General features: G+C 56.9%; 23 protein-coding genes and 1 tRNA gene. 18 read left to right on the forward strand and 6 right to left on the reverse strand.

From position 1 onward, the window contains the following. Nucleotides 1-67 precede the first annotated feature (67 nt). The 3 genes from C1A08_RS04915 (at nucleotide 68) to C1A08_RS04925 (ending at nucleotide 1826) form a co-directional block, all read left to right on the forward strand. Nucleotides 68-141 (forward strand) — tRNA-Ala (locus tag C1A08_RS04915). 60 nt (nucleotides 142-201) lie between these two features. Continuing rightward, nucleotides 202-1266 carry a 23S rRNA (adenine(2503)-C(2))-methyltransferase RlmN gene (gene rlmN / locus C1A08_RS04920; protein ID WP_101571794.1) on the forward strand — a complete coding sequence of 355 codons (1065 nt, stop codon included), beginning with the start codon at nucleotides 202-204 and terminating at the stop codon, nucleotides 1264-1266. 98 nt (nucleotides 1267-1364) lie between these two features. Beyond that, nucleotides 1365-1826: a thioredoxin family protein gene (locus C1A08_RS04925; RefSeq protein ID WP_055202588.1), complete on the forward strand. Its 462-nt coding sequence runs from the start codon at nucleotides 1365-1367 to the stop codon at nucleotides 1824-1826. 70 nt (nucleotides 1827-1896) lie between these two features. Here the strand turns inward: C1A08_RS04925 and C1A08_RS04930 are convergent, their stop codons facing one another. Beyond that, nucleotides 1897-2670, reverse strand: a complete 774-nt coding sequence (locus tag C1A08_RS04930) for a hypothetical protein (RefSeq protein WP_101571797.1) — start codon at nucleotides 2668-2670, stop codon at nucleotides 1897-1899. A 368-nt stretch (nucleotides 2671-3038) separates the two neighbouring features. Between C1A08_RS04930 and C1A08_RS04935 the strand changes: the two genes are divergently transcribed. The 15 genes from C1A08_RS04935 to C1A08_RS05005 all read left to right on the forward strand — a co-directional run bounded on the left by C1A08_RS04935 (nucleotide 3039) and on the right by C1A08_RS05005 (nucleotide 18610). Then, nucleotides 3039-4514, forward strand: a complete 1476-nt coding sequence (locus C1A08_RS04935; RefSeq protein ID WP_101571799.1) for an oligosaccharide flippase family protein — start codon at nucleotides 3039-3041, stop codon at nucleotides 4512-4514. Nucleotides 4515-4518: 4 nt separating this feature from the next. Continuing rightward, nucleotides 4519-4953, forward strand: a complete 435-nt coding sequence (gene dut / locus C1A08_RS04940; protein WP_055202594.1) for a dUTP diphosphatase — start codon at nucleotides 4519-4521, stop codon at nucleotides 4951-4953. A 124-nt stretch (nucleotides 4954-5077) separates the two neighbouring features. Beyond that, nucleotides 5078-6217: a DNA polymerase III subunit gene (locus tag C1A08_RS04945; RefSeq protein ID WP_101571800.1), complete on the forward strand. Its 1140-nt coding sequence runs from the start codon at nucleotides 5078-5080 to the stop codon at nucleotides 6215-6217. Continuing rightward, nucleotides 6217-6717, forward strand: a complete 501-nt coding sequence (gene folK / locus C1A08_RS04950; protein ID WP_101571802.1) for a 2-amino-4-hydroxy-6-hydroxymethyldihydropteridine diphosphokinase — start codon at nucleotides 6217-6219, stop codon at nucleotides 6715-6717. The genes C1A08_RS04945 and folK overlap by 1 nt, the downstream gene beginning before the upstream one ends. A 39-nt stretch (nucleotides 6718-6756) precedes the next feature. Further along, the gene (locus C1A08_RS04955) at nucleotides 6757-8739 is read left to right on the forward strand and encodes an Ig-like domain-containing protein (RefSeq protein WP_101571804.1); all 1983 of its coding nucleotides are present in this window, start codon (nucleotides 6757-6759) and stop codon (nucleotides 8737-8739) included. A gap of 45 nt (nucleotides 8740-8784) precedes the next feature. After that, on the forward strand, nucleotides 8785-9804 hold the full coding sequence (locus C1A08_RS04960) for a porin family protein (RefSeq protein ID WP_172970730.1): 1020 nt from the start codon (nucleotides 8785-8787) through the stop codon (nucleotides 9802-9804). Further along, nucleotides 9801-10148 (forward strand): 30S ribosome-binding factor RbfA, encoded by a 348-nt coding sequence (gene rbfA, locus C1A08_RS04965; protein ID WP_153497778.1) that lies wholly within the window; start codon nucleotides 9801-9803, stop codon nucleotides 10146-10148. The genes C1A08_RS04960 and rbfA overlap by 4 nt, the downstream gene beginning before the upstream one ends. Before the next feature lie 12 nt (nucleotides 10149-10160). Further along, nucleotides 10161-11390: an FtsX-like permease family protein gene (locus tag C1A08_RS04970; protein WP_101571808.1), complete on the forward strand. Its 1230-nt coding sequence runs from the start codon at nucleotides 10161-10163 to the stop codon at nucleotides 11388-11390. Beyond that, nucleotides 11387-12301 carry a DUF4296 domain-containing protein gene (locus tag C1A08_RS04975; protein ID WP_101571810.1) on the forward strand — a complete coding sequence of 305 codons (915 nt, stop codon included), beginning with the start codon at nucleotides 11387-11389 and terminating at the stop codon, nucleotides 12299-12301. The genes C1A08_RS04970 and C1A08_RS04975 overlap by 4 nt, the downstream gene beginning before the upstream one ends. Beyond that, on the forward strand, nucleotides 12213-13364 hold the full coding sequence (locus C1A08_RS04980; protein ID WP_153497777.1) for an amidohydrolase family protein: 1152 nt from the start codon (nucleotides 12213-12215) through the stop codon (nucleotides 13362-13364). The genes C1A08_RS04975 and C1A08_RS04980 overlap by 89 nt, the downstream gene beginning before the upstream one ends. Before the next feature lie 168 nt (nucleotides 13365-13532). Then, complete coding sequence (locus C1A08_RS04985) at nucleotides 13533-14234, forward strand: 4Fe-4S dicluster domain-containing protein (RefSeq protein WP_055202609.1); 702 nt, start codon at nucleotides 13533-13535, stop codon at nucleotides 14232-14234. Nucleotides 14235-14259: 25 nt separating this feature from the next. Continuing rightward, entirely contained in the window at nucleotides 14260-15327 is a 1068-nt protein-coding gene (locus C1A08_RS04990; RefSeq protein WP_055202610.1) for a CoB--CoM heterodisulfide reductase iron-sulfur subunit B family protein, read from the forward strand. A gap of 6 nt (nucleotides 15328-15333) precedes the next feature. Next, a complete protein-coding gene (locus C1A08_RS04995) occupies nucleotides 15334-16347 on the forward strand; it encodes an FAD-dependent oxidoreductase (RefSeq protein WP_055202612.1) in 1014 nt (337 codons plus the stop codon). 4 nt (nucleotides 16348-16351) lie between these two features. After that, on the forward strand, nucleotides 16352-16678 hold the full coding sequence (locus C1A08_RS05000; protein WP_055202614.1) for a 4Fe-4S dicluster domain-containing protein: 327 nt from the start codon (nucleotides 16352-16354) through the stop codon (nucleotides 16676-16678). A gap of 87 nt (nucleotides 16679-16765) precedes the next feature. Further along, nucleotides 16766-18610: a (Fe-S)-binding protein gene (locus tag C1A08_RS05005; protein WP_101571814.1), complete on the forward strand. Its 1845-nt coding sequence runs from the start codon at nucleotides 16766-16768 to the stop codon at nucleotides 18608-18610. 120 nt (nucleotides 18611-18730) lie between these two features. Here C1A08_RS05005 and C1A08_RS05010 read toward each other — a convergent pair whose 3' ends face one another. From C1A08_RS05010 to C1A08_RS05030, 5 genes are all read right to left on the reverse strand, one after another. Further along, nucleotides 18731-20032, reverse strand: coding sequence for an alpha-L-fucosidase (locus C1A08_RS05010; RefSeq protein ID WP_101571815.1), 1302 nt, complete (start codon nucleotides 20030-20032; stop codon nucleotides 18731-18733). A gap of 79 nt (nucleotides 20033-20111) precedes the next feature. Beyond that, nucleotides 20112-21428 (reverse strand): gliding motility-associated protein GldE, encoded by a 1317-nt coding sequence (gene gldE, locus C1A08_RS05015; RefSeq protein ID WP_101571817.1) that lies wholly within the window; start codon nucleotides 21426-21428, stop codon nucleotides 20112-20114. 42 nt (nucleotides 21429-21470) lie between these two features. Next, nucleotides 21471-22925: a cell division protein FtsZ gene (gene ftsZ, locus C1A08_RS05020; protein ID WP_101571819.1), complete on the reverse strand. Its 1455-nt coding sequence runs from the start codon at nucleotides 22923-22925 to the stop codon at nucleotides 21471-21473. Nucleotides 22926-23005: 80 nt separating this feature from the next. Beyond that, nucleotides 23006-24433 (reverse strand): cell division protein FtsA, encoded by a 1428-nt coding sequence (gene ftsA / locus C1A08_RS05025; protein ID WP_101571821.1) that lies wholly within the window; start codon nucleotides 24431-24433, stop codon nucleotides 23006-23008. Nucleotides 24434-24439: 6 nt separating this feature from the next. Then, nucleotides 24440-25273: a cell division protein FtsQ/DivIB gene (locus tag C1A08_RS05030; protein WP_055202627.1), complete on the reverse strand. Its 834-nt coding sequence runs from the start codon at nucleotides 25271-25273 to the stop codon at nucleotides 24440-24442. Nucleotide 25274: the final 1 nt, after the last annotated feature.

Consider the following 25274-nt stretch of genomic DNA (forward strand, 5'->3'; position numbering starts at 1 on the left):
CTCCGCCCGTTTTTTTCGTCATCCGGTTTTGCAGATTTTGAAAATATGCCTATATTTGTCCCCCGAAGGGGGATTAGCTCAGTTGGCTAGAGCGCTTGCATGGCATGCAAGAGGTCACCAGTTCGACCCTGGTATTCTCCACCTTGACTTTTACAGGCTGTCGGCGACAGCCTTTTTTTATTTGTACAAACCCGTTGCGCTATGGAAAAGGAATGGTTGTTCGGCAAAACGCTCGGCGAGCTCGCCGAAGTCGCCGCTTCGTTCGGGATGCCGCGCTTCACGGCCACTCAGATCGCGGCATGGATTTACCGGAAGGGAGCGCTGTCGATCGACGAGATGACGAACATTTCGCTGAAAAACCGCCGGGCGCTCGAAGAGAGATATCAAGTAGGCCGCATCCCGTCGGCTGCCGTACAGCAATCTGCGGACGGCACGAAAAAATACCTTTTCCCGACGTTGCGGGATCGCTTCGTCGAATCGGCCTACATCCCGGACGGCCAGCGGGCGACGCTGTGCGTTTCGTCGCAGTCGGGCTGCCGGATGGGCTGCCGCTTCTGCATGACGGCGCGCCAAGGTTTCGCGCACAACCTGACCGCCGGCGAAATTCTGAATCAAATCCGGTCGATCCCCGAAAGCGCGCAACTGACCAACGTGGTCTACATGGGCATGGGCGAACCGCTCGACAACGCGGATAACGTACTGCGGTCGCTCGAAATCCTGACCGCCGACTGGGGTTACGCCTGGAGTCCGACCCGTATCACGCTGTCGACCGTCGGCGTCATCCCGGCCATGCGCACGTTCCTGGAGAAGACGAAAGTGCACCTGGCGGTGAGCCTGCACAACCCGTTCGCCGCCGAACGGCTCGAAATGATGCCGGTACAAAACCGGTATCCGATCGAAGAAGTGGTGAAGGAGTTGAAAAAATGGGATTTTTCGCACCAGCGACGCATCAGTTTCGAATACATCATGTTCCGGGGAATCAACGATTCCGACCGGCATGTAGCAGCGCTCGTCCGACTGCTGGCGGGGCTGAAATGCCGCATCAACCTGATCCGCTTCCACGCCATCCCCGACGCCCCGATGCAAAGCCCGGACGAGACGACCCTGGTCCGTTTCCGCGACGCGCTGACCCGCCGGGGGATCACGACGACGATCCGCGCTTCGCGCGGCGAAGACATCCAGGCGGCCTGCGGACTGCTGTCCACCCGCGAGCGGGAAAAACGAGAGGCCGGCTCCGGGCAGCGACCGACCGGAAACGCAAAATAACGAAGGAAATGCACAACTAAACGGACGGTTTTTCCGTTCTGTTATGGAACGACAATTGCAAACGACAACCGATACGAACCATTAAAAACCGAAAAATTATGAAAAAATGGATTGCAATGACGATGTTGGCGCTGTTCTCGGTAGCGGCATTCGCTCAGAATAACACGAAGGAGACAGCCCCGGCCGCCAAGGAGATCAAAGGAACGGTGTTCGAAAAAGGGACGCTGAAAGAGTTGCTGGCAAAAGCCGCCAAGGAGAAAAAATACCTGTTCGTGGATGTTTACGCCACCTGGTGCGGCCCGTGCAAAGCGATGGCCACGCAGGTCTTTCCGCAGGAAAAAGTGGGCAACTACTTCAATAAGACGTTCGTCAACGCCAAATTCGACGCAGAAAAGGGCGAAGGCATCGACGTCGCTAAAAAATACGGCGTGCGCGCCTACCCCACCTTCCTGATCCTCGATAAGGACGGAACGGAAGTAGGGCGAATCGTCGGAGGAGCCGACGGCGACATGTTCATCGAAAAAGTACAGGAAGCCCTCGACAACATCGGCAAGGAATAACCGCCGACAAAACCTTTTCCAGAAAGGCCGTCGCTTCGTGCGGCGGCCTTTTTCGAAACGATATATCGAGTCATTTCTTCAATGATTTGATATATTTTGATTCGTCGAACTCGCCTTTTCCAGCATCGTCGATCATCTGTCTGCAAAGATCGGAGAAAGCCAGGATATCACCTTGAGGCATACGTATATGCAGAGATCGTAATTCATCTCCGACAACGCAACGGAAAGTTACCCGATAACCATCAAAAAAACCCTCCGGCCTTCCCTCGGCTTTGAAGTCATCGATCGATGAAAGCATTTTGGAGTATAATTTTTCTGCGAACCGATCGCTTACGGGGAAAGAGCGGGTCTCGATCGTGTACAGTTTTAACTCTTCTTCCCTTGCTTTGGGATACATAGCGGAATTATGATCAAATATCAGGCTTTTGATATTCTTAGGTAAAGAATTAAGCAGCGCCATCGGAATCCCTATCGACGGAAACTTTTCCTCCGCCAGTCGGGAAGCTTCCTTGTAATTCGAAACGCGTTTGACCTCGAGGATATAGGAAGTCTCGGTCGAATCTTTCGTAAGACGGAAACCGGTCGCACCTTCGAAGGAGGGGGATACGAAAAACTCGACATCCGCATTATAATCTCCGAAGAAGCGTTTTTCGAGTTCGGTCTTACTATCGAGATTCCAAATGCCGTATTTTTTTCCCTTGATTATCTGTATGGATTTGTTTTTGTAATTGTTTTCGATTTTTTTCTCAAACGCTCCGCCGTTTTTATGTGGCCCGTTTTGGGCGAATGCGGTCGGAAAAATAAATCCCAGCAATAGAGACAGCAGTATCGACTTGTTTTTCATGGCGTGGAAAGTTAACGATCGCTATTTCGGCAGACATCGTACGGGCCGGTAAACGGCTTTCTACCCTCCGGTAAATTACGTTCGGCAAACATTATCGTTTATTCAATGACTATTACAAAGATAGGAATAAATTCATTTTGCGACAGAATTAAATTAAACTACTCGAAATTTTGAAATCCAACACCGAATATGGTGTCGTTTCAAAGAGGCTGTTCACATCACGAAGCGGCGGCCTTTTTTGTTTTCGAAGCGGAACGTTCCGGACGTTTCGACCGAAAAAACCGGGGCGAAACACACGGAATATTAAAAACGGGCAGACATCGCATCGTATCGCATATTTCGCTATTTTTGTGAAAAATTAACCCGATATGCTGAAACAACTGGCGGGACAGACGGCGATCTACGGGCTAGGGACGATCGTGCCCCGTTTCCTGAATTACCTGCTGTTCCCGTACCTGACCCGCGTGATGACCGTCGGCGAGTACGGAGTCGTCACCGACCTCTACGCGCTGATCCCGTTCGTGCTGGTGCTGCTGACGATGGGCCTCGAAACCGGTTATTTCCGCTTTGCGGGAAAGGCCGGCAGCGAAGCGGAAAAGCGGACGATCTTTTCGAACGTATGGGGCGCGGTGACCGCCGTCAGCATCGTTTTTTTCGTACTCGCGCTGCTGTTTACGCCACAACTGGCCCGGGTCATGGAATACACCGACCATCCGTCATACATCCGGCTGGTCGCCGCCATCGTTATGCTGAATACCGTCACGGCGATCCCGCTGGCGCGGTTGCGGCAGCAAGGCCGGGCCAAACGGTTCATGATCCTGCGGCTGCTGTTCGTGATCGTCAACCTCGCGCTGACTTTCTTTTTCTACTCGGGACTGCCCGGACTGGCCGAACTCGGCATCTGCGCATCATGGTACGACCCGCAATACGGGGCCGGATACGTGCTGCTGGCCGACCTGCTGGCCAACATCGTGCTGCTGTTCGCACTGATACCGGACTTCCGGGACGCCGTGCCGCGCATCCGGTGGCGGCAGTTGCGGACGATTCTGGCGTACTCGTTCCCGCTGCTGGTCAGCGGCATCGCCGGCGTATCGAACCAGTTCATCGACCGGCAGATGATCAAATACCTGCTGCCTTCGGGCATCTCGATGGACGCGTTGGGCATCTACGGCGCCGTTTCGAAATTAGCCGTCATCATCTTCCTATTCACCCAGATGTACCGTTACGCCGCGGAGCCCTACTTTCTGTCGGGGTTTAAAAACGACGATTTCAAACGGCAAAACGCAGAGGCCCAAAAATATTTCATCATCGTGTCGATCTTCATGTTTCTGGGCATCACGCTCTTCACGAACCTGTTCGCGCTGATGATGGGGAAAGACTTCCGCGAAGGGGTTTACGTGCTGCCGGTCATCCTGCTGGCAAATATTTTCGCAGGGATCTGGCTGAACCTGTCGTTCTGGTACAAAAAGACCGGCGAAACGAAATACGCGATCTGGATCACCGGAACGGGGCTCGTTTTCACGCTCGGGTTGAACCTGGCGCTGACTCCCGTCTTGGGATATTTCGGAGCCGCGCTCGCCCGGCTGGGCTGCGAAACCGCCATGGTCGCCGTCAGCTATTACCTGAACCAGAAACACTATCCCGTCCCGTACGACTTGCGCCGGATCGGGACCTACTTCCTGGTCGGCGGGGCGATTTACGGGGCGTCGCTGCTCACGTCCGCGCTACCCGCCGCGCTGGAGTACACGCTGAACCTCGCGATGCTGGCGGCTTTCGGATTCTATGCGATCCGTCTCGAAAAAATCGACATGAAAGGTATATTACACTCGATCATTAAACGTTAACGATATGAAAATAAAAGTCATAAACCGATCGGCATTCGAACTGCCGCATTACGAAACGGTCAGCGCGGCCGGCCTCGACGTCCGGGCCAATACGACCGAAAGCATCGTGCTCGAACCGCTGCAAAGGGCTCTCGTTCCGACGGGCCTTTACGTCGAAATCCCGGACGGTTACGAGATCCAGGTGCGTCCGCGCAGCGGGCTGGCCGCCAAACACGGCATTTCAATAGCCAATGCGCCAGGGACAATCGACCCCGACTACCGCGGCGAAATCAAAGTGATCTTGGTCAACCTGTCGAACGAGCCGTTCGAACTGAAACCGGGCGAGCGGATCGCGCAACTGGTCGTCGCGCAATTCACGCGCATCGAATGGGAAAGCGTGTCGGAGCTGAGCGAAACGGAGCGCGGCGCCGGCGGATTCGGATCGACCGGACGCAAATAATAAACTCCGCGGTTTTTCGTATCTTTGCAGGGAGGGTTGCGCCGCCGCAGTCCGCGCAAACGCCACACCGGAGCGGAAACGGCCGCCGCGACGGAAAACCCGGTCATTTTCAAACAACGAAGCCATGCAGTTTAAAGAGATCACAGGACAGCAAGAAACCGCCGCCAAACTGGTTCAGGGCGTAACGCGCGGACGAATCAGCCATGCCCAGCTCTTCATTGGCGGCGAAGGCGTCGGCGCACTGCCGCTGGCGATCGCCTATGCCCAGTACCTAAACTGCACCGACCGCCGCGACGGGGACTCTTGCGGGCAATGCCCGTCCTGCCGCCAGATCGCGCAATTGGCTCATCCGGATGTCCATTTCGTCTTTCCGGTCAACACGCCGAAAGGAAAATCGTCGGGCGAGAAGCCGCTGAGCGACGCTTTCCTGTCGCAGTGGAGGCGGCTGTTCGAAAAAACCGGCGGGTATTTCAGCGAACCGATGTGGTATTCGGCCATCGAAATAGACAACAAACAGGGAAATATCAGCACGTTCGAAGCCGACGAAATCATCCGCAAACTGTCGTTCAAAGCGTTCGAATCGGAATACAAGGCGGTCATTATCTGGCTGCCCGAGCGGATGAACACGCAGGCGGCGAACAAACTGCTGAAAATCATCGAGGAACCGTGGGAAAAGACCCTCTTCCTGATGGTCTCCGAATCGCCCGAACGGCTGCTGCCCACCATCTTGTCGCGGATGCAGGTCGTCGACGTACCGGCCATCGCGGACGAACGGATGGCGGCGTGGCTCGCCGCCCGCAAAGGGTTGCCGACGGACGATGCGGCCAAAGTCGCACGGCTCGCGCGCGGCAGCATCCTCGAAGCGTCGCGGGTGCTGGAACAGCGCGAAAGCAGCGACGAATATTTCGAACTGTTCGTGCGGCTGATGCGGCTCAGCTATGAAGACCGCCACATGGAACTGCTGGAATGGGCCGAAACGGTCGCCGCCCTGGGACGCGAAGAACAGAAACAACTGCTCGAAAACGCCATCCGGCTGCTCCGCGACAGCTACATGCTGACGGCCGGCGTCGAACGGATCGCCTACCTGTTCGGCCGCGAATACGAATTTTGCAGGAAATTTGCTCCGTACGTCAACAACGGGAACATCGAGCAACTGATCGCCGAAATGGAACTGGCGATCCGACAGGTCGCCCAGAATGGCAACCCGCGCATCCTTTTCCCGCACTTTGCATTAACAATCAGCAAATTGATCCGTAAAATCTGATGTCGAAAGCAGTCCTGATCACCGGCGGAAACCTCGGGTCGGTAGCGGAAAACCTGGAAGCGGCGCGGGAAGCGATCTCCCGCGAGGTGGGCGTCGTCGAACGATGTTCGTCCGTACGGGAGTCCGAAGCGTGGGGATTCGAAGCCGAGGAACATTTTCTGAACCAGGTGCTCGTAGTCGCCACGGCGCTTCCGCCTGAACAACTGTTGGAGCGCTGTCTGCAGATCGAACGGCAGTTGGGGCGGGTTCGCCGGCCCGGGCCTCGGTACGGTTCGCGCACGATGGATATCGACCTGCTGTTCTACGACGACCGGGTCGTCGACAGCGACCGGCTGACGATTCCCCACCCGCGGATCGCCGAAAGGGATTTCGTGCTGGCGCCGCTCGAGGAGGTACTTCCCGACTACGTGCACCCGGTGCTGAAGAAAACGATCCGGCAACTGCGCCGCGAACTGCTGCAGGCCGCAAATCCGCCGGGCGCGGACGGCATGAAAAACTGACGAAAAATCACTACCTTTGTTTCCTATTCTCCGATTAAAATGAGCGTGACCGAAATAAATATCTGTAAAACAATCGCCCGCTTCGGGATCCTGGCTTTTTTCTGCTTCGGGATCCTGGCCCGCTGCGCCAGCGTCGGCACCCCGCAGGGAGGCCCGCGCGACTCGCTGCCGCCGAAAGTCGTCATGATGACCCCCGCTTTCGGGACGACCAATTTCAAAGACAAACGGATCACGATCCAGTTCAACGAATACGTCCAGCTCAAAGACCAGCAGAAGGAGTTTTTCACCTCCCCGTTCATGAAGAAAAAACCGACCCTCATGCTGCGGGGGCGGGGTATCCAGATCGACCTGAAGGAGGATCTGGATTCGAACCAGACCTATTCGCTGAACTTCGGCAAAAGCGTCGTGGACAACAACGAGGGGAATCCGTATACCGGTCTGCGCTACGTCTTTTCGACGGGCGACCACATCGACTCGCTGCTGATGTCCGGCTACACGACCGACGCCATGACGACGGATACGGTGGGCAACGTCTACATCCTCTTTTACGACGCGAAAACCGACTCGATCCCGCAGTACGATTCGACGCTGCTGAAAAGCAAACCGATCGCCGTCGGGAAATCTTTCCCGAACGGAATCTTCATCGCTGAGAACCTGAAACCGATCGACTACCGGATCTACGCGCTCGAAGACAACAACGGGAACCTCGAATACGAACCGGGAGTGGACCGCGTGGCATTCCTCGACTCGACCTACAACCCGCTGAACCAGCCGGGATTCGACATCTGGTACGACACCACGCGCCGCTACATGCAGGCCGACCCGCAGGTCATGATGCGGATGTTCATGGACAAACCGTTCAGACGGCAGACCTACACCGGATCGAAGCGCACGCACGGCAACCGGATCGTACTTACCTTTACGGCTCCGCATCCCGACATCAAAGAACTTTCGTTCGAAGGAATCGACCCCGGAAAGATCGTCACCGAATACGGAAATTCGAAGCGGGACACCATGGAACTGTGGTTCGACTCCAGATCCGAAGACCTGCCCGACACGCTGCGCGGCAAGCTGATTTACATGAAGCACGACAGCCTGTTCCGCTTGCAGCCCGACACCCAACTGCTGAAACTGGGCTGGAGGGCCCCGGTGAAAAAAGAAAAAGAGGAGAAAAAGAAAAAAGAGGACGACCTTCCGGAACCCAATCCGTTCAAAGTCCGCGTAGCGGGCGGAACGACGCTCAATCCGGAGAAAAACATCGTTTTCGAATTCGATTATCCGCTGACGGGAGTCGACAGCGCGGCCATGTCGTTGCTGAAACTCGGGGAAGGCGACCAGACGACGCCGGTCGGGCTGACTTTCCGGCAGGATACCCTGAAACTCCGGAAATGGACTCTCGCGGCCCCGTGGGAAGCCGATCAGAAATACCGGCTGCTTATCCCGGCCGGCGTATTCAAGAACACCAACGGCGAGAGCAACGATACGCTGCGATCCGAGTTTACGATCGAATCGCCCGAAAAGTACGCCACGCTGGTGCTGAATATCCAGGGTAAAACGCCCGAAAGCGAATACGTCGTACAGGTGATCTCCCCGCAGGGCTCCGTTCTGAAAGAGGTCGCCCATCTGAAAACGGGGAGCCATACGCTGCAATACATCGACGTAGGTACCGTAAAAATCCGTTTCATCGAGGATCTCAACGGGAACGGCCGATGGGACACCGGATCGCTGGTCGAAAGACAGCAGCCCGAACGGGTCGGGATGTACGTCGACGACAATAATTCGGAGGAGATCACGACTAAGGAGAACTGGGAATTGGTCTTCGACGTGGACATGAACCGGATTTTCGGCCCCATTACGATGGAAAGCATGACGGCGAAAATCAACCGGGACAACGAAGCGCGGCTGAAAGCGATCGCAAAAAAACGGGCCGAAGACGCCGCCAACCAGAAGAAACAGCATAACAGCGGCGGCGGCATGGGCATGGGCAGCATGGGAGGTATGGGCAGCATGATAGGCCGGTAACGAAAGCTGTCGCGGAACAAACGAATGCGGAACAAGAAACGAAATATGTGGAAAATAGCTAAACTGTCTTTACTCGTGATCCTGCTGGGATGCGGAACGCTCCGGGCCCAGCATTATATCGGCGTGCGCGGCGGATGGGGCGGCGGTTCCGCACGGTTCACCCCGTCCCGGGAGACGGGCACCGAATGGGGGCTCTATTCGGGCGGGATTTCGTATAAATTCTATACCGCGCAAAAATTCGTCGGGGCCATCCAGGCCGACTTGCAGTACATGGGACGCGGATTCATGTACGACCTGCAAAGCAAAGGCGACACGAGCTACCACCGCACGATCAATTCGTTCGAACTGCCGCTGATGTGGCAGCCGCATTTCTACTTCATGCAGCGGCACGGACGCTTCTTCGTCAACCTGGGCGTCTACCTCTCTTATTTCATGGACTCGAAATACTATTATAAATCGAAACGGGCGGGGATCTACGAACAGGGACCGTATACGATGAAACTGACCCGCGATACGCGGTGGGGATACGGACTTTGCGGCGGAGCGGGACTTTCGTTCCTGATCCGTCGGTTCGAAGTGGCTTTCGAAGGCCGCTACTATTTCGGTTACTCGGACGTTCTGCGGAACGGAACCAAATATCAGGGCAATCCGACCCATTCGCCGCTGGACAACATCAACGTTTCGATGGCCTTCTATTACCGCCTGAGCAAAGAAGGCATCCGCGCCGAGCCGAGCAAGGGCGTCGCGAGACGGATGCAGGAGGCCGAAATGCGCCGGGCCGAAAGACTGATCGAAAAAGCGAAAAAGCACGGGGATAGCCTGGGCGCAGCGGACCTTTCCGCCGATAGTCTGCCATCCGGACTACGGCAAGCGCTCCCGGACTCCCTGCAACGAATGCTTCCGGACTCCCTGCAGCGGCAAAAACCGGAAAAGCGGAAGACGAAACGGGAAAAAACGAAAAAGGAGTATCCCGCACCCGCCGGAACGCCCGGACAAACGGCCGGCCAACCGACGATAAAAGAGACCGAATCGATACAGGAATCACAAAAAACAGATAAAAAATGAACGACCGCATCGAATCCACCCGCCAGCAAAAAATCGGGCGGCAAATCCAACGCGACATCAGCGAAATTTTTTCCAAAGAGGCCGCTTCGCTGCTGTGCGGAACCATGGTATCGGTAACGCTGGTACGGATGAGTCCGGATTTCGAACTGGCTAAGATTTACCTGAGCATCTTCCCGTTCGAAAAACATGCGGAGGTGATGGCCTCGCTGCAGGAAAACAACTGGCTGATTCGCAAAACGCTCGGCGTGCGGGTCAGGAACCAGTTGCGACACGTGCCCGAACTGGCCTTCTACATCGACGACTCGCTGGAATACATCAGCGCGATCGACAAACTGCTGAAATAGAAAATCCGGATCATGCCCCGTCTACCGCTCTTTTTCGCACGGCGTTACCTTTTTTCGAAGAAATCGCACTCGGTGATCAACATCGTCTCGGGAGTGAGCGCCTTTTCCGTGGCGATCCCGGTGATGGCGATGGTGATTCTGCTGTCGGTATTCAACGGTTTCGAGGGGCTGATCAAAAGCATGTACCGGTCGTTCGACCCGGATATCCGGATCACGCCGGTACGGGGCAAGGTATTCCCGATCGACTCGCTGCCGCGCGAACGCTTTCTGGCAATCGACGGCGTGCGGGACGCGGCGTACGCGCTCGAAGACAATGCGGTCTTCGAGTACCGCGACCGGCAGGCTTTCGGCACGATGTGCGGGGTCGATTCGCTCTACCGGCAGGTGGTGCCGCTGGACAGCCTGCGAACCGAAGGCGTATTCCAATTGCAGTTCGGAGATTTCCCGGAAGCCTACGTCGGACAGGGCATGGCCTACGCGCTGGGCATCCGGGTCAACCTGAACAGCCCGATCTCGGTGTACGTCCCCCGGCGCGGGCGGGTTTCGCCGCTGCTGCCGTACAGTTTCTACAAAAAACAGAATATTTTCCCGTCGGGCGTATTCGCGCTGGAAGCCGAAGTGGACGGGAAATACGTGATCGTCCCGCTCCACTTCGCACAGGAACTGCTCGACTATCCGGGACAAGCTTCGTCGGTAGCCATCCGTCTCGAAGCGGACGCTTCGCCGCAGCGGGTGCAGCAACAGATCGGGCAATGGCTCGGCGACGATTACAAAATCCAGTCGCGCTACCAGCAAAAAGAGTCGTTCTACCGCATCATGATGTACGAAAAATGGGGGATCTATTTCATCATCCTGCTGGTACTGGTGATCGCTTCGTTTTCGCTGATCGGTTCGCTGGTAATGCTGATCATCGAAAAACGCAAGGATTCGCAGACGCTCGTCACGATGGGCGCCGATACGAAGCTGCTCCGTAAGATCTTCGTCGCCGAGGGGATGCTGATCTACCTGATCGGCGCCGGCGGCGGATTGCTGCTCGGCGTCGCGCTGGCGCTGGCCCAGCAGCATTTCGGGTTCCTCAAACTCTCCGGAGAGACGTTCCTGATCGACGCCTATCCGGTCGAAGTCCATCCGAGCGACCTGGCGTGGGTAATCGTAACGTTCGTTTCGGTCAGCTACCTGATTTCCGTGCTGACGGTGCGCGCGATGATACCGAAAAAAGAGATAAGTCAGAACCGACCATGATAAAACGATTGATCTGCCTGTTGTGCGTCGCCGTCACGGCGGCCGCCTGCAACCGGCCCCGCAACATACCGGACGAGAAATTGATCGCCATCACCCGCGAGATTTTCCTGGCCAACGCCTACCGCGACTCGCCGAAAAGCGGATTTTCGCAGGCGGACACGGTGGATTTCTACACCCCGATTTTTGAAAAATACGGATACAAACCCTCGGATCTCAGCTACACGATCAACAACCTTTCGCGGCGCAAAAGCGTCCGATTTACGGACATTCTGGAAGAAGTGGCCCGGCGGCTGGATCGGGAAGACTCCCTGATGAAAGCGCGGATCGCCACGCTGGACACCGTCGACAGCCGCACCATGAACCGCTACCGACGCGTCGTCTACTCCGACTCGACCCGGCGGCTCCGGCGCCTGTCCGATCCCGACAAACCGGACATCGTCCTTCCGGTACGTCCGGGACGCTACCAGGTCGCATTCAAGTACGACCTGGACACTTCGAGTCGTAACGGAAACCTCCGCTATACGCACTACCAGTTCGATACGACGGACGGCACGAAAGGCAGTTTCTACTACCTGGGGTATATCAAAGGGGCTCAGAAACAGGAAATTTTCAGTTTCGACGTCACCGATCCGAAAACGAACGAAGTACGGATCAGCCTGGCGACCTCCCCGTCCGACAAGGAAAAGAGCATCGCCCTGCGCATCGACTCGATGACGATCACCTACTTCCTGCCGCTGCGGGAAGCCGCCGATTCGCTGATCCGCGAAATATTCCGGTTCAACCCGAGCCTGGCAGCGTACAACTTACCTTCAAACGCCTCCCATGTCGCAGATAAAAAGGAGATTATCGGCGCACTTTATCCTGACACCACAGGGACTGCTGCGCAACGGGATTCTGTCGTTCGACGCTGACGGCGTCCTACGGGAAATCGCCGCCTCCGACGCGGTCGATTCGCAACAGCGGGTGGAGTTTTTCGGCGGCCTGCTGATCCCCGGCATGGTCAATGCGCATTGCCATCTGGAACTGTCGTACCTGCGCGGCCGGATCGCCCGCGGCTGCGGGTTCGCCGGGTTTGCCGACACGATCGCGCGGGCGCGCAACGAAACCGCCCCGCAACAACGTATCGAAGCGGCCGCTTATTGGAACGCCCGGATGGAACACGACGGCATAGTGGCCGTCGGGGATATTTGCAACGGCACGTCTACGTTCGAGCTGAAACGGAATAGCCGCATCCATTACCACAATTTCATTGAAGGTTTCGGCCTGCGCACGACCGACTTTTCATTCCTACGCCGAATCGCCGCCGAATCGGAAGCGCTCGGACTCTCCGCCTCGGTCACCCCGCACGCCACCTATTCGCTGCAGGACGCCGCGTTCCGGGCGATCGCCGCAGCGGGAAACCCGCTGTCGGTACACTTTATGGAAAGCCGCGGCGAACAGGAACTTTTCGAAGAACGGGGGCCCCTTCACGAACGGAACCTCCGGGAAGGCGTAACGATCGATTTCGCCGGATACGGATCGCCGGCCGGACGCATCGCAGGCTCGGTCCCGAAAGAAAAAAATATGCTGCTGGTGCACAACACGTTCGTCACCGAACAAATCGCAGACACTCTTCAACATCGTTTCGGGAACCGGCTCACATGGGTATTGTGCCCTCGGTCGAACGATTTTATCGAAAGGGCGACGCCTCCCGCCGAGTTACTCCATAGGTTATCGGGGCGGATCGCCGTCGGCACCGACAGCCTCGCGTCGAACGATTCGCTGTCGATGATCGACGAACTGAAAAGGTTCCCGGAAATCCCGCTGCCCGAACGGCTGCAATGGGCCACCCGCAGCGGCGCCGAAGCGCTCGGAATCGACGCATGGGCCGGCAGTTTCGACATAGGCAAACGTCCCGGAGCCGTACTGATCACCGGCATCGACTGGGACACCCTGACCCTGCTGCCGCACGCCGCCAGCCGCCGCATCCTGTAAACCCTTCCCCCAGGCCGTACCGCGCCCCGAATCGTCCGATCGGGACGAACGCGGCGAAAAATTAAGTATTTATACCCATTCAAAATAGGTCTATCCTCTCTGTTCCGTGCTACACATTGGATGTAAATTTGTTACGTGTAAAAATATGCACGTTATCGGACAAGAGTTATGGGGAAATATTTCGATATGCTGATGGAGGATGTCCGCATGAAAGAGGGCCTGACGGCCTGCATGAACTGCGGGATCTGTACGGGAGTCTGCCCCGCGGCCGAGTTTTACAACTACGACCCGCGCCAGATCGTCAACATGGTGCAAACCAAGGACGACGACGCCATCGAAAAGCTGCTCAAAAGCGATACGATCTGGTACTGCGGGGAGTGCATGTCGTGCCGCCCGCGCTGCCCGCGCGGCAATACGCCCGGATATATCATCCAGTCGCTGCGCACGCTGTCGCAAAAACTCGGTTTCTTCACCGAGTCCGAGAAAGGACGCCAGCAACTGGCCATCAAACGCACCATCGGGCAGAATATCCTGACGTCGGGTTACTGCGTCAAGCCGAATTTCGTCGATCCGGATCTACATCCCGAACAGGGGCCGGTATGGCGGTGGATCCACGACAACGACAAAGACGTCTTCGAACGTTTCGGCGACAACTACTGCAAGGTAGGCGTCGGAGCCGGACGCAAGATCGACGACCGCAGCATGGAGGAGATCCGCAGCATTTTCGAAGTGACCGGGGGTATGCGTTTTTTCGAGAACATCGAAACGTGCTCGGATAAAAAAGCGAAGGAAATGGGATACGAAAAAGCCGGGGACGACTATTTCCACGACGTATTCACGACTAACAGCGGCCAACACTCCGGAAAATAAGAGGCCGAAACAAAAAACGAACGCGATGAAAACACCCTGGAAAGAGTATCAGAAACAGATCGCCGACAACGATTACTACTATGCGCGCAGCTGCATCCGGCAGAATTTTTTTCCCGGATCGGAAGCGGCCTTTTTAAATATCCTGCGCAACGACCTGGGTCGGGACATCCACGAAGACCCGCGTCACACCTCCTGCACCGGCATCGGCTACCATACCGACATCGTGCCGCTCGAAACGATCATGACGGTCGTGGCGCGGCAGTTCTCGCTGATGACCGAATCGGGGTACGAGAATTTCGTCCCGTCGTGCATCACGTCGTTCGGCATCTATTCCGAAGCGCTCGAAATGTGGCACGACTTCCCGGAACTGGAAGAGAAGGCCCGCGACTACCTTTATAAAGCTACCGGCCGCGAATTCAAAAAGCCGAAAAACCTGGCGCACACGTCCGACGTGATTTTCCACCACCGCGAAGAGATCGCCGCGAAAGCCAAACACAAATTGGTCAACGTCGAAACCGGAAAACCGCTGCGCGGCGTCGAACACATCGGCTGCCACTATGCGAAGATTTTCCCGAAGGTCGGTATCGGCGGATCGGAATTCCCGTACGTGCTGGCCGGAATGATTGAGGCGTGGGGCGGCGAAGTGGTCGACTATCCGGAGCGGCGGCACTGCTGCGGATTCGGATTCCGCAATTACCTGGTGATGGCCAACCGCGGCTATTCGGTCGCCAACTCCAAGAAAAAGTTCGAATCGATGGCCCCGTATAAGCCCGACTTCATCCTGGCCAACTGCCCGGGCTGCGCGATGTTCCTCGACAAATGGCAATACACGATCTCCGAAATGGAGGGAACGTTTTACGGGCAGGACAACCGCGGCATCCCCGTGCTGACCTACGAAGAGTTGGCCGGGCTGGTGCTCGGATACGATCCCTGGGAACTCGGTATGCAGATGCATCAGGTTGCCGTCGAACCGCTGCTCGACAAGATGGGCGTCCAGTACGACCCGTCGGCGAAATACCTCGGCAAAAATGGAAAATACATCGGGCAACCGGCCCCCGCGGCGATCGGAAGCTACACGAAAAACATACTGTAACGGATTATGGGAAAAAAGGTAATTATCATCGGCGGAGGCGTCGCAGGTATGCAGACGGCCATTACGCTCAGCAAACTGGGCATCAGCCCGGTGATTATCGAGAGAGAGGAGACGATCGGCGGCAAGTTGAACCGCTGGGACCGGCTCTTTCCGACCATGACCCCCGCGAGCGAAGTACTCGGATCGCTTCGCGAACAGGTCGACGCTTCCGGCGCCGAAATCCTCACGTCCCGGGAGGTGAAGGAGATCGGACAGGAGGGTAAAAACGTAACGCTGAACGACGGCACCCGGCTTCGCTCCGACGCGGTGGTCGTCACTTCGGGTTTCGACCTTTTCCCGGCCGAACTGAAAGAGGAGTACGGTTATAAAATCTACGACAACGTATATACGACGGTAGACGTCGAACGGATGTTCCGCAACGGCGGCATCCGCACGGCCGACGGCCGGATACCGAAGACGATCGCCTTTCTGCATTGCGTCGGATCGCGCGACGAGAAGGTGAACCAGCGCCACTGCTCGCGGGTCTGCTGCATCACCGGCGTCAAACAGGCGATCGAAATGAAACAGGCGATCCCCGACGCCGAGGTATACAGCTTTTACATGGACATGCGAATGTTCGGCCCCGGCTACGAGGAACTCTACCGGCAGGCGCAGCAGGAGTTCAATATCCATTTCATCCGCGGCCGCATCTCCGAGGCGAGCCAAACGATCGACAACCGAGTGCAGATCAAGGCCGAAGACACGCTGATCGGCCTGCCGCTGAAAATGACCGTCGACATGCTGGTGCTGATCGTCGGCATGAAAGCCGGAGCATGCAACCTGCAGTGGAGCCGCTGCAACGGCGTCGACCTATACCCCAGCGGATTCGTCAAGCCGAAAGATCAGTTTACCGGAAGCGTCGACTCGGGGTCGCCGCATATCTTCTATGCCGGAACGATCACGGCGCCGAAAAACATCGGGGAGTCGATCAACGAAGCCGTCGCCGCCGCACACCGGGTGGCCGAATCGCTAAAAGAATAACGCCATGAACTGGGGATTTTCCATCAGCCAAACGCGCGGCGTAGACATCGACCGCAACGACATGCAGTACTCCCGCCGGCTGCTGGCCGAACATCCGGAACTACAGACCTGCATCGCGTGCGGCAACTGTACGGCGACCTGTACGGCCGGCAATCTGACCAAGTTCAACGTGCGTAAACTGCAAACGCTGGTGCGGCGCGGCGAATACCGCGGCATCCGCGAAGAACTGGCCAAATGTATGCTGTGCGGCAAATGCCGGCTGGTCTGCCCGCGCGGAATCAACATCCGGCAATTGGTGCTGACTCTGAAAAAAGAGGTGCCCGAAAAGTAACGGACCGTTTCCGCGAACCCGGACGAAGAAAAACGAAGTTGTAAACAACCGCACGCGGCACCGCGTGCACCGTTATCGGAATAAAACATGGAGCATTTCAGACTATTCGTCTTGCCGTTCTGGCTGGGAGCCTTCTTCCTGCTGGTAACGCTTCTGTATAAATATATCGGCTGGTTCGTCGGACTGACCGCGGCGGAGCGCCGTCTGTTCGTCCGGTCGCTGTTCACCCGCTCGACGTTCCGCTCGGTCGGGGAGGTTATCAGCGAATCGCTGCTGCACCGCAAGATATGGCGCACCAACAAACTGCTGGGTTACATGCACACCAGTTTCGCGCTGGGATGGTTTCTGTTGATCCTGACCGGCTGGATCGAAACGCTGGTCTACTTCAAGGGCGAAAACGTTCCGCTGTACGTCGATATCTTCTTCTCTTATTACGTACACCCTATTTTCGAGCATAATTTCAATTTCTCGCTGATCAAAGACGCGCTGCTGCTGCTGATCCTGATCGGTATCGGCCTGGCGCTGTTCAAACGAATCCGTTCGCGGATGATGGGTATGCGCCGAACGACCCGGCATACGCCGGGCGACCGGATCGCCCTGTCGGCGCTGTGGCTGATCTTCCCGGCCCGGCTGCTGGCCGAGAGCATGACCAGCGGCGTAATCTGGAAATTCGGCGGCATCGTATGGGCGCTCGGCGAAGAGCACCACCTGATTCCCCCGGGAGTCGGCTGCGGCAGCTTCCTGACCAATTCGACCGGCGAACTGCTGGCCCGCATACTGCCGCCCGACGTGCTGATGGCCGGCGAACTGCCGACCTGGTGGTTCTACTCGATCACGCTGGGCGTCTTTTTCGTCGCGCTGCCGTTCTCGCGCTATATGCATATTTTTACCGAGATTCCGCTGATTTTCCTACGAAACGCGGGGCTGCGCAGCAAAGAAAAACCGTCGAGCTACGACCATTTCCAGACCAACGCCTGCTCGCGCTGCGGCATCTGCATCGACCCCTGCCAGTTGCAACGGGCCGCCGGGATCAACGGCGTGCAGTCGGTCTACTTCCTGCGCGACCTGCGGAGCGGCAACCTGACCGATGCGGTGGCCAACAACTGCTTGATGTGCGGTCGCTGCGAACAGGCCTGCCCGGTCGGCATCGAACAAAATACGCTGCGGCTGAACAGCCGCCAGCGGACGGCCGTACCGGTCGGCGAAAACCGTTACGGATATATCCGGGGAATCGACCGTTCGCAGGGAAACGGCAAAGTCGGCTACTTCGCCGGCTGCATGACGCTGCTGACCCCGAAGATCCTCCGCGCGATGGACGACATTTTCAAAGCGTCCGGCGATGAAGTGTGGTGGGCCGACAAAGAGGGGGGCGTATGCTGCGGCAGACCGCTGAAGCTCTCGGGCGAAGTGGACGCCGCACGGAAAATGATGGAATACAATACGGAACTTTTCCGCCAGCACGGCATCGAAACGCTGGTTACTTCGTGTCCGATCTGCCTGCGCGTTTTCCGCGAAGACTACCGGCTGGAAGGCATCGAGGTGCTGCACCATTCGGAGTACATCCAGCGATTGTTGAAAGCGCACCGGATCGACCCGAAAATCGGCGACCTGAATTTCACCTACCACGACCCCTGCGAGCTGGGACGCGGTTCGGGCATTTACGACGCTCCGCGCGAAGTGATCGCCGCAGTCGGTCGGCTGACCGAAGTGGCCGAAAATCGTGAAAAAGCGCTCTGCTGCGGTTCGAGCCTGGCGAACATCGCCATCAACGACGACGGACAGCGGAAAATCGGCGAAAGCGTCGCGGCAGCCTTTGCCGCCACCGGGGCCGATGCGGTCGTCACGGCCTGCCCGCTGTGTAAGAAAGGGATCGCCCGGGGCAATTCGATGCCTGTTTACGATCTTGCGGAAATCGTCGCCCAAGCATTATGATACCGGACGTTCCGGAGGATGCTGCGACAGGCGGCAGGAGTCTCCCCCCGTTACGAATCCGTCCCGACACTATAAAACTTAAAAAAGAATATCGTCTCGCCTCGAGCGGAACTTTTTCATTCACCGCCGTACGGATAACTCGATCACGCTGTCGATTTCGTCGGCCGGTATCCCGGACAAATCCAGCGACACGGAGTCTGTGGCCACCGAAAAAGGCACTTCCGCCCGATCCGCAAAACGAACGGCCGAACGGACGACACCGCCGGTCAGCGGCAGGGAAAGCGTATCGCCGTCGCGTCGGAGAACATGCACGAAGAGCCGGTCGCCTTTGCGGGTGGAAACGCCCCACGCACCGGGAGCGATCTCTCCGGCCCGGGTTCCGTAGACGGTCTCCCCGTAAGTTTTCATCCACCGGCCGACTTCCCGGAGCCTTTCGAGGGAAGCCTGCGGTATCTCGCCGTCCGGCTGCGGGCCGACGTTCAGCAACAGATTAGCGTTACGTCCGGCGGCATTGACCAGCAGATGGATCAACGCAGCGACCGACTTATAGTTCCGGTCGGTAATGCTGTAACCCCATGTCCCGTTCATCGTCGCGCAGGTTTCCAGCGGCAAGGCGCTGATCGTCTGCCCAGCCGAGTGCCCGGCGGTATTCTGTCCCGGAAGATCCTGCTCGAACGCTTGAAAATCCTCTCCGGGGAACGGTTCGCGATGGTGATTGTTCCCGACCAAACAGCCGGGTTGCAACCGGTGGATCGTCGCGTAAATTTTATCCAGTTGCCAGTCGGCATCCGCCTTGTCCCACCAACCGTCGAACCAAACGGCTCCGACCGGCCCGTACCCGGTCAGCAGTTCGGTCAGTTGGTTATTCATGAAACCGAGGTAATCGTTCCAATCCCCGTGAGCCGTACGCCCGGTACCCTGCCCCGTAGTGCCCAACGGATAGTAATCTTCGCGCGTCCAGTCGAGCAATGAATAATAGAAATGCAGCCGGATCCCCTGTTTGCGGCACTCTTTCGCCAGTTCCCTGACAACGTCCCGTCCGTAAGGGGTGGCTTCGACGATGTTGTAATCCGAATACCGGGTGCCGAACATCGAGAAACCGTCGTGATGGCGCGAGGTAATGCAGATGTATTTCATGCCGGCATCTTTAGCTGCCTGCACCCACGCCTTCGCATCGAATTTCGACGGGTAAAATCCTCCCGCCAGTTTCGCATACTCGCGGCAATCGATGTTTTTGTTCGTCATCGCCCATTCGCCGTCGCCAAGCATACTGTAAATGCCCCAATGGATAAACATCCCGAAACGGCTATCCTGAAACGCTTCCCGGCTGCGGAGATTCTCCGGCGCGGGCTGGTAACCGGACTGCGCGGCCAACCGGCCGGCCCCCAGCCATAAAACGGCAAACAAGCAAACGTATTTCATGGGCGTATTCCTTAGTTTTATAAAAAACAATAACAAATATTAATGAAGTATAAATTTTAATATACAGAAATACACCCCCTTACAGATTACCTGTTCCGGAAGAAACCACCGTAACCTTAATCTTATCGATCCGTCTGCCGTCCATCTCTTCGACTTGCAGAACCAGATCGCGGCAGGTCAGCGTTTCGCCCCGGTGCAGAAAATCCTTCCGGATCTCCAGCATCAGCCCGGCGATCGTCTCCGCGCCGCCTTTCATGGCGTCGAGATAATCGTCGTCCAATTCCAACACTTCGAGGAAATCATTGATATGGGTTTTACCGTCGAACAGGTACGTATTCGGAGAGAGCTTCGTATAAAAAGCCTGATCGCGGTCGGATTCGTCCGAAATTTCGCCGACGATCTCCTCCAGGATATCTTCCAACGACAGCAACCCCATCGTGGAACCGTACTCGTCGACCACGATCGCCATGTGGATCTTACTGTCCCGGAACTCCTCGAGCAATTCGTTGATTTTCTTGTGCTCCGGCACGAAATAAGGCTTGCGGATCAGATTCTGCCACTCGAAATCCCGCTCGTGCGAGACATACGACAGCATATCTTTTACATATAGCACCCCTTTGATATGATCGATACTCTCTTCGTAGACGGGAATCCGCGAGAAACCGGACGAAACGATCGTCTCGCGCACCCGATCGAAATCGGCCTCGATGTCGAGCGAAACGATGTCCAGACGGGGTTTCATGATCTCCACCACTTCGGTATGAACGAAATCCACGATCTCGGACAGCATCCGCTTCTCCTCGGCGCTCTGTCCGGAGGTCATCTCGATCGCATTCGACAGTTCGTCGATCGAAATGTTCTCCCGCTTCCGCGTCACGCTCCGGTTGATATAACCGCCCGAACGAATCAGCAGGAACGAAACCGGCCTGAACAGCGCCTTGAGCAACAGCAACGGTACGGCCATCATCCGCGCGATACGCACCGGATGGTACGATGCGAGGATTTTCGGCATGATCTCTCCGAACAGCAGCAACAGGAACGTAACGATCACCATCTTCACGACGAACTCCAGCCCCGCGGCGCCGGCGAACCCGACCAGCGAGTCGATCAGTCCGTTGGACAGGATCACGATGCAGATATTGACCAGGTTATTGACGACCAGAATCGTCGCCAACAGATACTCGTCCGCCGACAGCAACCGCAGGATCGCATTGCTCCTACGATCCGGGCTGTTCTTCAGCCGGATGACATCCCGCGGCGAAAGGGAGAAAAAAGCGGTTTCAGAAGCCGAAACCGACGCCGAAACGCCCAGCAACAGAATTACGATCAGCAGGATCACGGAATCCTGCAGCGTAAACGGGTTGAACGTCACGGCCTGGATAAAACACGCTGTCAAAATTACAGATATTTAGCCGGCCCGATCCATAACCGGAACGGCTTAGTCAAACAACGAACTGCTCTGCCCCTTGTCGCTCTGCTGTGCGGAATCGTCTTTCAACACGACCCTCGCACTGCGGTTACCTTCCGCCGAAGTGTCTTTGACGAACTTGATATTCCGACGAACGAAGGCGGGACGGTTCTCCAGTTCTTCGATATCGATATCGGAACCTTCGTCCTTCTTGGATTCGATGGCAGGTTGCGAAACCGGCGCGCTGAACGGTTTGGGCTGCGGTCTCGGCGGAACCGGGACGGGACGGTTCGGCACGATCCGGCGGGCGGCATCGGGCTGCCCCCCCGGCGCGGCGGACACCGGACGCACGGACGGCTCATGCGGCACGAACGCCGGTTTTTCGGCCGGTTCGGGCGACTCGACAACCGGTTCGCCGGCAACCGCATCGTTCTCCGACTCGCCGCGAACGTTCGCCTTGCGAAGCGAATCCTTGTAATCCTGCAGAGGCGAATAGCTGACCATGTTCATCTGCGCATAATCGAATCCGGTCGCGATGATCGTCACCTCGATATCCTGTCCGAGAGCGTCGTCCTTACCGGCTCCCCAAATAATATCGGCGTTGTTCCCGGCGCGTTCCTGAATGTACTCGGTAATCATATAGGTCTCCTCGAGCGTGATCTCTTCGTCGCCCGAGGTGATGTTGATCAAGATATTTTTCGCCCCGGCGATGTCGTTGTGGTTCAGCAACGGGGACTCCAGCGCCATGTTGGCCACCTTCATCGCCCGGTCTTCGCCGGAAGCGCGGCCCGAACCCATCAACGCTACGCCGCTGTCGCTCATCACGGTCTGCACATCGGCGAAATCGACGTTCACCGTATTTTCGCGCGTAATCACCTCGGCGATCCCGCGGGCTGCGGTAGCCAAAATATCATCGGCCTTGCCGAACGCCTCGGTCAGCGTCAGCTTGCCGAAGATCTCCTGAATGTTCTCGTTGTTGATCAGCAGCAGCGAATCGACGCAGCCGCGCAGCTCCTCGATCCCCTGCTGGGCCTGCCGCATCCGTTTCGGGCCCTCGGTCTTGAACGGAAGAGTCACGATGGCCACCGTCAGGATACCCAGCTCCTTGGCTGCCCGGGCGATCACCGGCGCCGCGCCGGTTCCGGTTCCACCGCCCATACCGGCCGTGATGAAGACCATCTTGGTGCCTTCGCGCTTGTAAATCTCGATGATCTCGTCGAGGCTCTCCAAAGCCGCCTGTCGTCCTTTTTCCGGATTGTTGCCGGCGCCCAGGCCGTTCTGTCCGAGACGCACCTTTACCGGGACGGGACTGTTGCGCAGCGCCTGCGGATCGGTATTGCACACCATGAACGAAACGTCGGCGATCTCCAGCTCGAACATGTGGTTGACGGCATTGCTACCGCCGCCGCCGACACCCGTAACCATGATGATCGAAGGCGACAGCTTCGGAATTTCAAAATCGATTATATCTTTTACGTCAGACATATACTAAATCTTTTACGCTTTTCACACTCGTTCCATTACGACCGACGCGGGCCGAAACCGATCCGCCCGCGCCGATAAACCTAAATCTCGTTATCTTCAATCTCCTCGTCAAACATGTTGATCACTTTCTCCCTGAGCTTCGAGAACAATCCCGGCTTGCGCTTGGGTTTGTATTCCGGTTCGTAAGCGTCGTCCTGCAACCCGGCGCCTTCCTCTTCGTGCGGCCGGCTCCCGCTCCGGTAAAAATCGTTCAACTTCCGCTTGACCGGCGAAGCGGGCTCGGTAACCGGCTTTTCCTCCCTTGCCGGACGAACGACCTGCTGTTTCGACCGGGAAGTCTTGTTCTGGGCCCGTTCGTCGAATGCCCGCGCCAGGATGCCGACGGCAGTCGCCATGGCCGGCTGTCCGGCCGTTTCGAGACTCTCCCCGTCGAGCGTGCTCTCCGCCCCCGCTACGCGGGCATCCATCCCGGTGTAACTTTTAAACAAGGTTTCGACATGCTTCAACTGCGCGCCTCCTCCGGTCAGCACCACCCCGGCGGCAAGCCGATCCTGAAACCCGGATTTTTTCAGTTCCTCGACCACGAAGTCGATGATGTCGAGCATCCTCGCCTCGATGATCGCCGCCAGATTCTGAGACGAAATCTCTTTCGACGCCTTCGCGCTCAGGCCCGGCGTGGTAATGTATTTGTCGGGCTGCGCCGCATCGCGCATGGCTTCCCCGTAACGGGTCTTCAGGTTCTCGACATGCTTTTCGAGAATCCCGTACGAGCGGATATCCTTGTTGATCACGTTGCCGCCCATCGGGATGATCCCTACGTGACGGATGATATTTTTCTGATAAACGACCACGTCCGTCGTCCCCGCTCCGATATCCACCACGGCGACTCCTTCCTCCTTTTCGTCGGGCGTCAGCACGGCCTCGGCCGAAGCGATCGCATTCAGGAAAAGCCCGAGCGGAACGATATCCACCCGTTTGAGGGCCATCTCCAACCGGTTGATCGCGACCGAATCGCCCAATATGATGTTGAACGTCGACGCCAGTTTGTTGCCGAACGTCCCGACCGGATTGGCCGTCTCCTCCTCGTCGTCGACAATGTAGTTCTGCGGAATGATCTGCAGGATTTTCTCCCCTTCGGGAGCCGGAACGTTGCGCATACTGTCGTGCAACTGGCGGACGTCCTCCTGGCGGATCTCCCCGCCGCGGCTGGCAAATACGTAATAGGGCTGCTTTACGCTGCGGATGTGCTGTCCCGATATACCGGCATAGGCTTCGGTGATCCGGATTCCCTGGCGCTCTCCGATCGCATCGACGGCCTCCTTGATGCTTCTGGAAACCAGGTCGATATTTTTGATTTCGCCGCGGATCATCCCCGCCCCCTGCACGGCGGAAACTTCCCGGTCGATAACCCGAATCCGGCCGTCCTCGCCTTTCGTGCCGATCATCGCGACCACGGTATTCGTCCCTAAATCGATTGCAACAATATAATCCCCGTTTTCCACTTTCATTCCTGTTTATTCGATGCAGACAATCTGATCTTTATATTTCAAATTTATGTAGCTACAACAATTCCACCCCTCGTAGGCGACGGCATGCCGGTAAAAACTCAATAACTTTGCCAGTTTCTGTTCGTAACCGTCGACGCTGCCGAGCATGATCACCTGGTCGCCCGCCCTGGGCACGATCTCGATATCAGGATCGTACCCGTCCCCGGCCTGCGAGCCGACGACATGAATCTGAACGATAAACGCTTTCCAGAAGTCGTCACTATCCACGAATTTCACAAAATTAATCAGTTTCACCAAAAACGAGTAATTTTTCTGCACTTTTTTTTCGGGATTTCCGGCGAACCGGTCGAGCGGGCCGACATAGTCCGGTTTGAACGGGAACGGCACATAACCGGTAACCACCGGAACATAGACCACGAAATAGCGCTGCTGCGGCAGGACATAGCCGTCGTCGGTCACGTAGAAATTGTACCCGTTTTGCGTATTGAACCGCACCACCGGACGCCGTTGCGTCAATTCCACGTTCAGCCGCCCATCCATCGAAGTGTAGACGCGGGCCGTGCGGACGAACCCGCGCCGCCGGACGAAACGCTCCAGTTCGAGGGTATTGATCGACGACAGTTCGGTTCCGACCAACTTCATCTTTTCGGCTGCGAACCACGCCCTGACCATCGCCGGCGTAATGAAATTCCGCTCGGCGCTGTCCAGCACCGTCACCCGTACCTCCCGGCACAACTGTTCCTTTTTCCGCTGCGACGTATATCGCAACGAAAACGACAGGTAGACCGCAAGCAGCGTCCACGTCAGCAGATTCAGGGTGATAACCAGCGACCGTTTCACG

This window comes from Alistipes sp. cv1 (assembly GCF_900240235.1).
GTDB lineage: Bacteria > Bacteroidota > Bacteroidia > Bacteroidales > Rikenellaceae > Alistipes_A > Alistipes_A hominis.

What these genes read in the sequence shown, in the direction of transcription:
- C1A08_RS04945 (WP_101571800.1), top strand. Translation starts at nt 5,078, where the DNA reads ATGCAGTTTAAAGAGATCACAGGACAGCAAGAAACCGCCGCCAAACTG.
- rlmN (WP_101571794.1), top strand. Translation starts at nt 202, where the DNA reads ATGGAAAAGGAATGGTTGTTCGGCAAAACGCTCGGCGAGCTCGCCGAA.
- C1A08_RS04925 (WP_055202588.1), top strand. Translation starts at nt 1,365, where the DNA reads ATGAAAAAATGGATTGCAATGACGATGTTGGCGCTGTTCTCGGTAGCG.
- C1A08_RS04970 (WP_101571808.1), top strand. Translation starts at nt 10,161, where the DNA reads ATGCCCCGTCTACCGCTCTTTTTCGCACGGCGTTACCTTTTTTCGAAG.
- C1A08_RS04975 (WP_101571810.1), top strand. Translation starts at nt 11,387, where the DNA reads ATGATAAAACGATTGATCTGCCTGTTGTGCGTCGCCGTCACGGCGGCC.
- ftsZ (WP_101571819.1), bottom strand. Translation starts at nt 22,925, where the DNA reads ATGTCTGACGTAAAAGATATAATCGATTTTGAAATTCCGAAGCTGTCG.
- C1A08_RS04960 (WP_172970730.1), top strand. Translation starts at nt 8,785, where the DNA reads ATGTGGAAAATAGCTAAACTGTCTTTACTCGTGATCCTGCTGGGATGC.
- C1A08_RS04980 (WP_153497777.1), top strand. Translation starts at nt 12,213, where the DNA reads ATGTCGCAGATAAAAAGGAGATTATCGGCGCACTTTATCCTGACACCA.
- rbfA (WP_153497778.1), top strand. Translation starts at nt 9,801, where the DNA reads ATGAACGACCGCATCGAATCCACCCGCCAGCAAAAAATCGGGCGGCAA.
- C1A08_RS04995 (WP_055202612.1), top strand. Translation starts at nt 15,334, where the DNA reads ATGGGAAAAAAGGTAATTATCATCGGCGGAGGCGTCGCAGGTATGCAG.
- C1A08_RS05000 (WP_055202614.1), top strand. Translation starts at nt 16,352, where the DNA reads ATGAACTGGGGATTTTCCATCAGCCAAACGCGCGGCGTAGACATCGAC.
- C1A08_RS04990 (WP_055202610.1), top strand. Translation starts at nt 14,260, where the DNA reads ATGAAAACACCCTGGAAAGAGTATCAGAAACAGATCGCCGACAACGAT.
- dut (WP_055202594.1), top strand. Translation starts at nt 4,519, where the DNA reads ATGAAAATAAAAGTCATAAACCGATCGGCATTCGAACTGCCGCATTAC.
- C1A08_RS04955 (WP_101571804.1), top strand. Translation starts at nt 6,757, where the DNA reads ATGAGCGTGACCGAAATAAATATCTGTAAAACAATCGCCCGCTTCGGG.
- C1A08_RS04930 (WP_101571797.1), bottom strand. Translation starts at nt 2,670, where the DNA reads ATGAAAAACAAGTCGATACTGCTGTCTCTATTGCTGGGATTTATTTTT.
- C1A08_RS05010 (WP_101571815.1), bottom strand. Translation starts at nt 20,032, where the DNA reads ATGAAATACGTTTGCTTGTTTGCCGTTTTATGGCTGGGGGCCGGCCGG.
- folK (WP_101571802.1), top strand. Translation starts at nt 6,217, where the DNA reads ATGTCGAAAGCAGTCCTGATCACCGGCGGAAACCTCGGGTCGGTAGCG.
- C1A08_RS05005 (WP_101571814.1), top strand. Translation starts at nt 16,766, where the DNA reads ATGGAGCATTTCAGACTATTCGTCTTGCCGTTCTGGCTGGGAGCCTTC.
- ftsA (WP_101571821.1), bottom strand. Translation starts at nt 24,433, where the DNA reads ATGAAAGTGGAAAACGGGGATTATATTGTTGCAATCGATTTAGGGACG.
- C1A08_RS04935 (WP_101571799.1), top strand. Translation starts at nt 3,039, where the DNA reads ATGCTGAAACAACTGGCGGGACAGACGGCGATCTACGGGCTAGGGACG.
- C1A08_RS04985 (WP_055202609.1), top strand. Translation starts at nt 13,533, where the DNA reads ATGGGGAAATATTTCGATATGCTGATGGAGGATGTCCGCATGAAAGAG.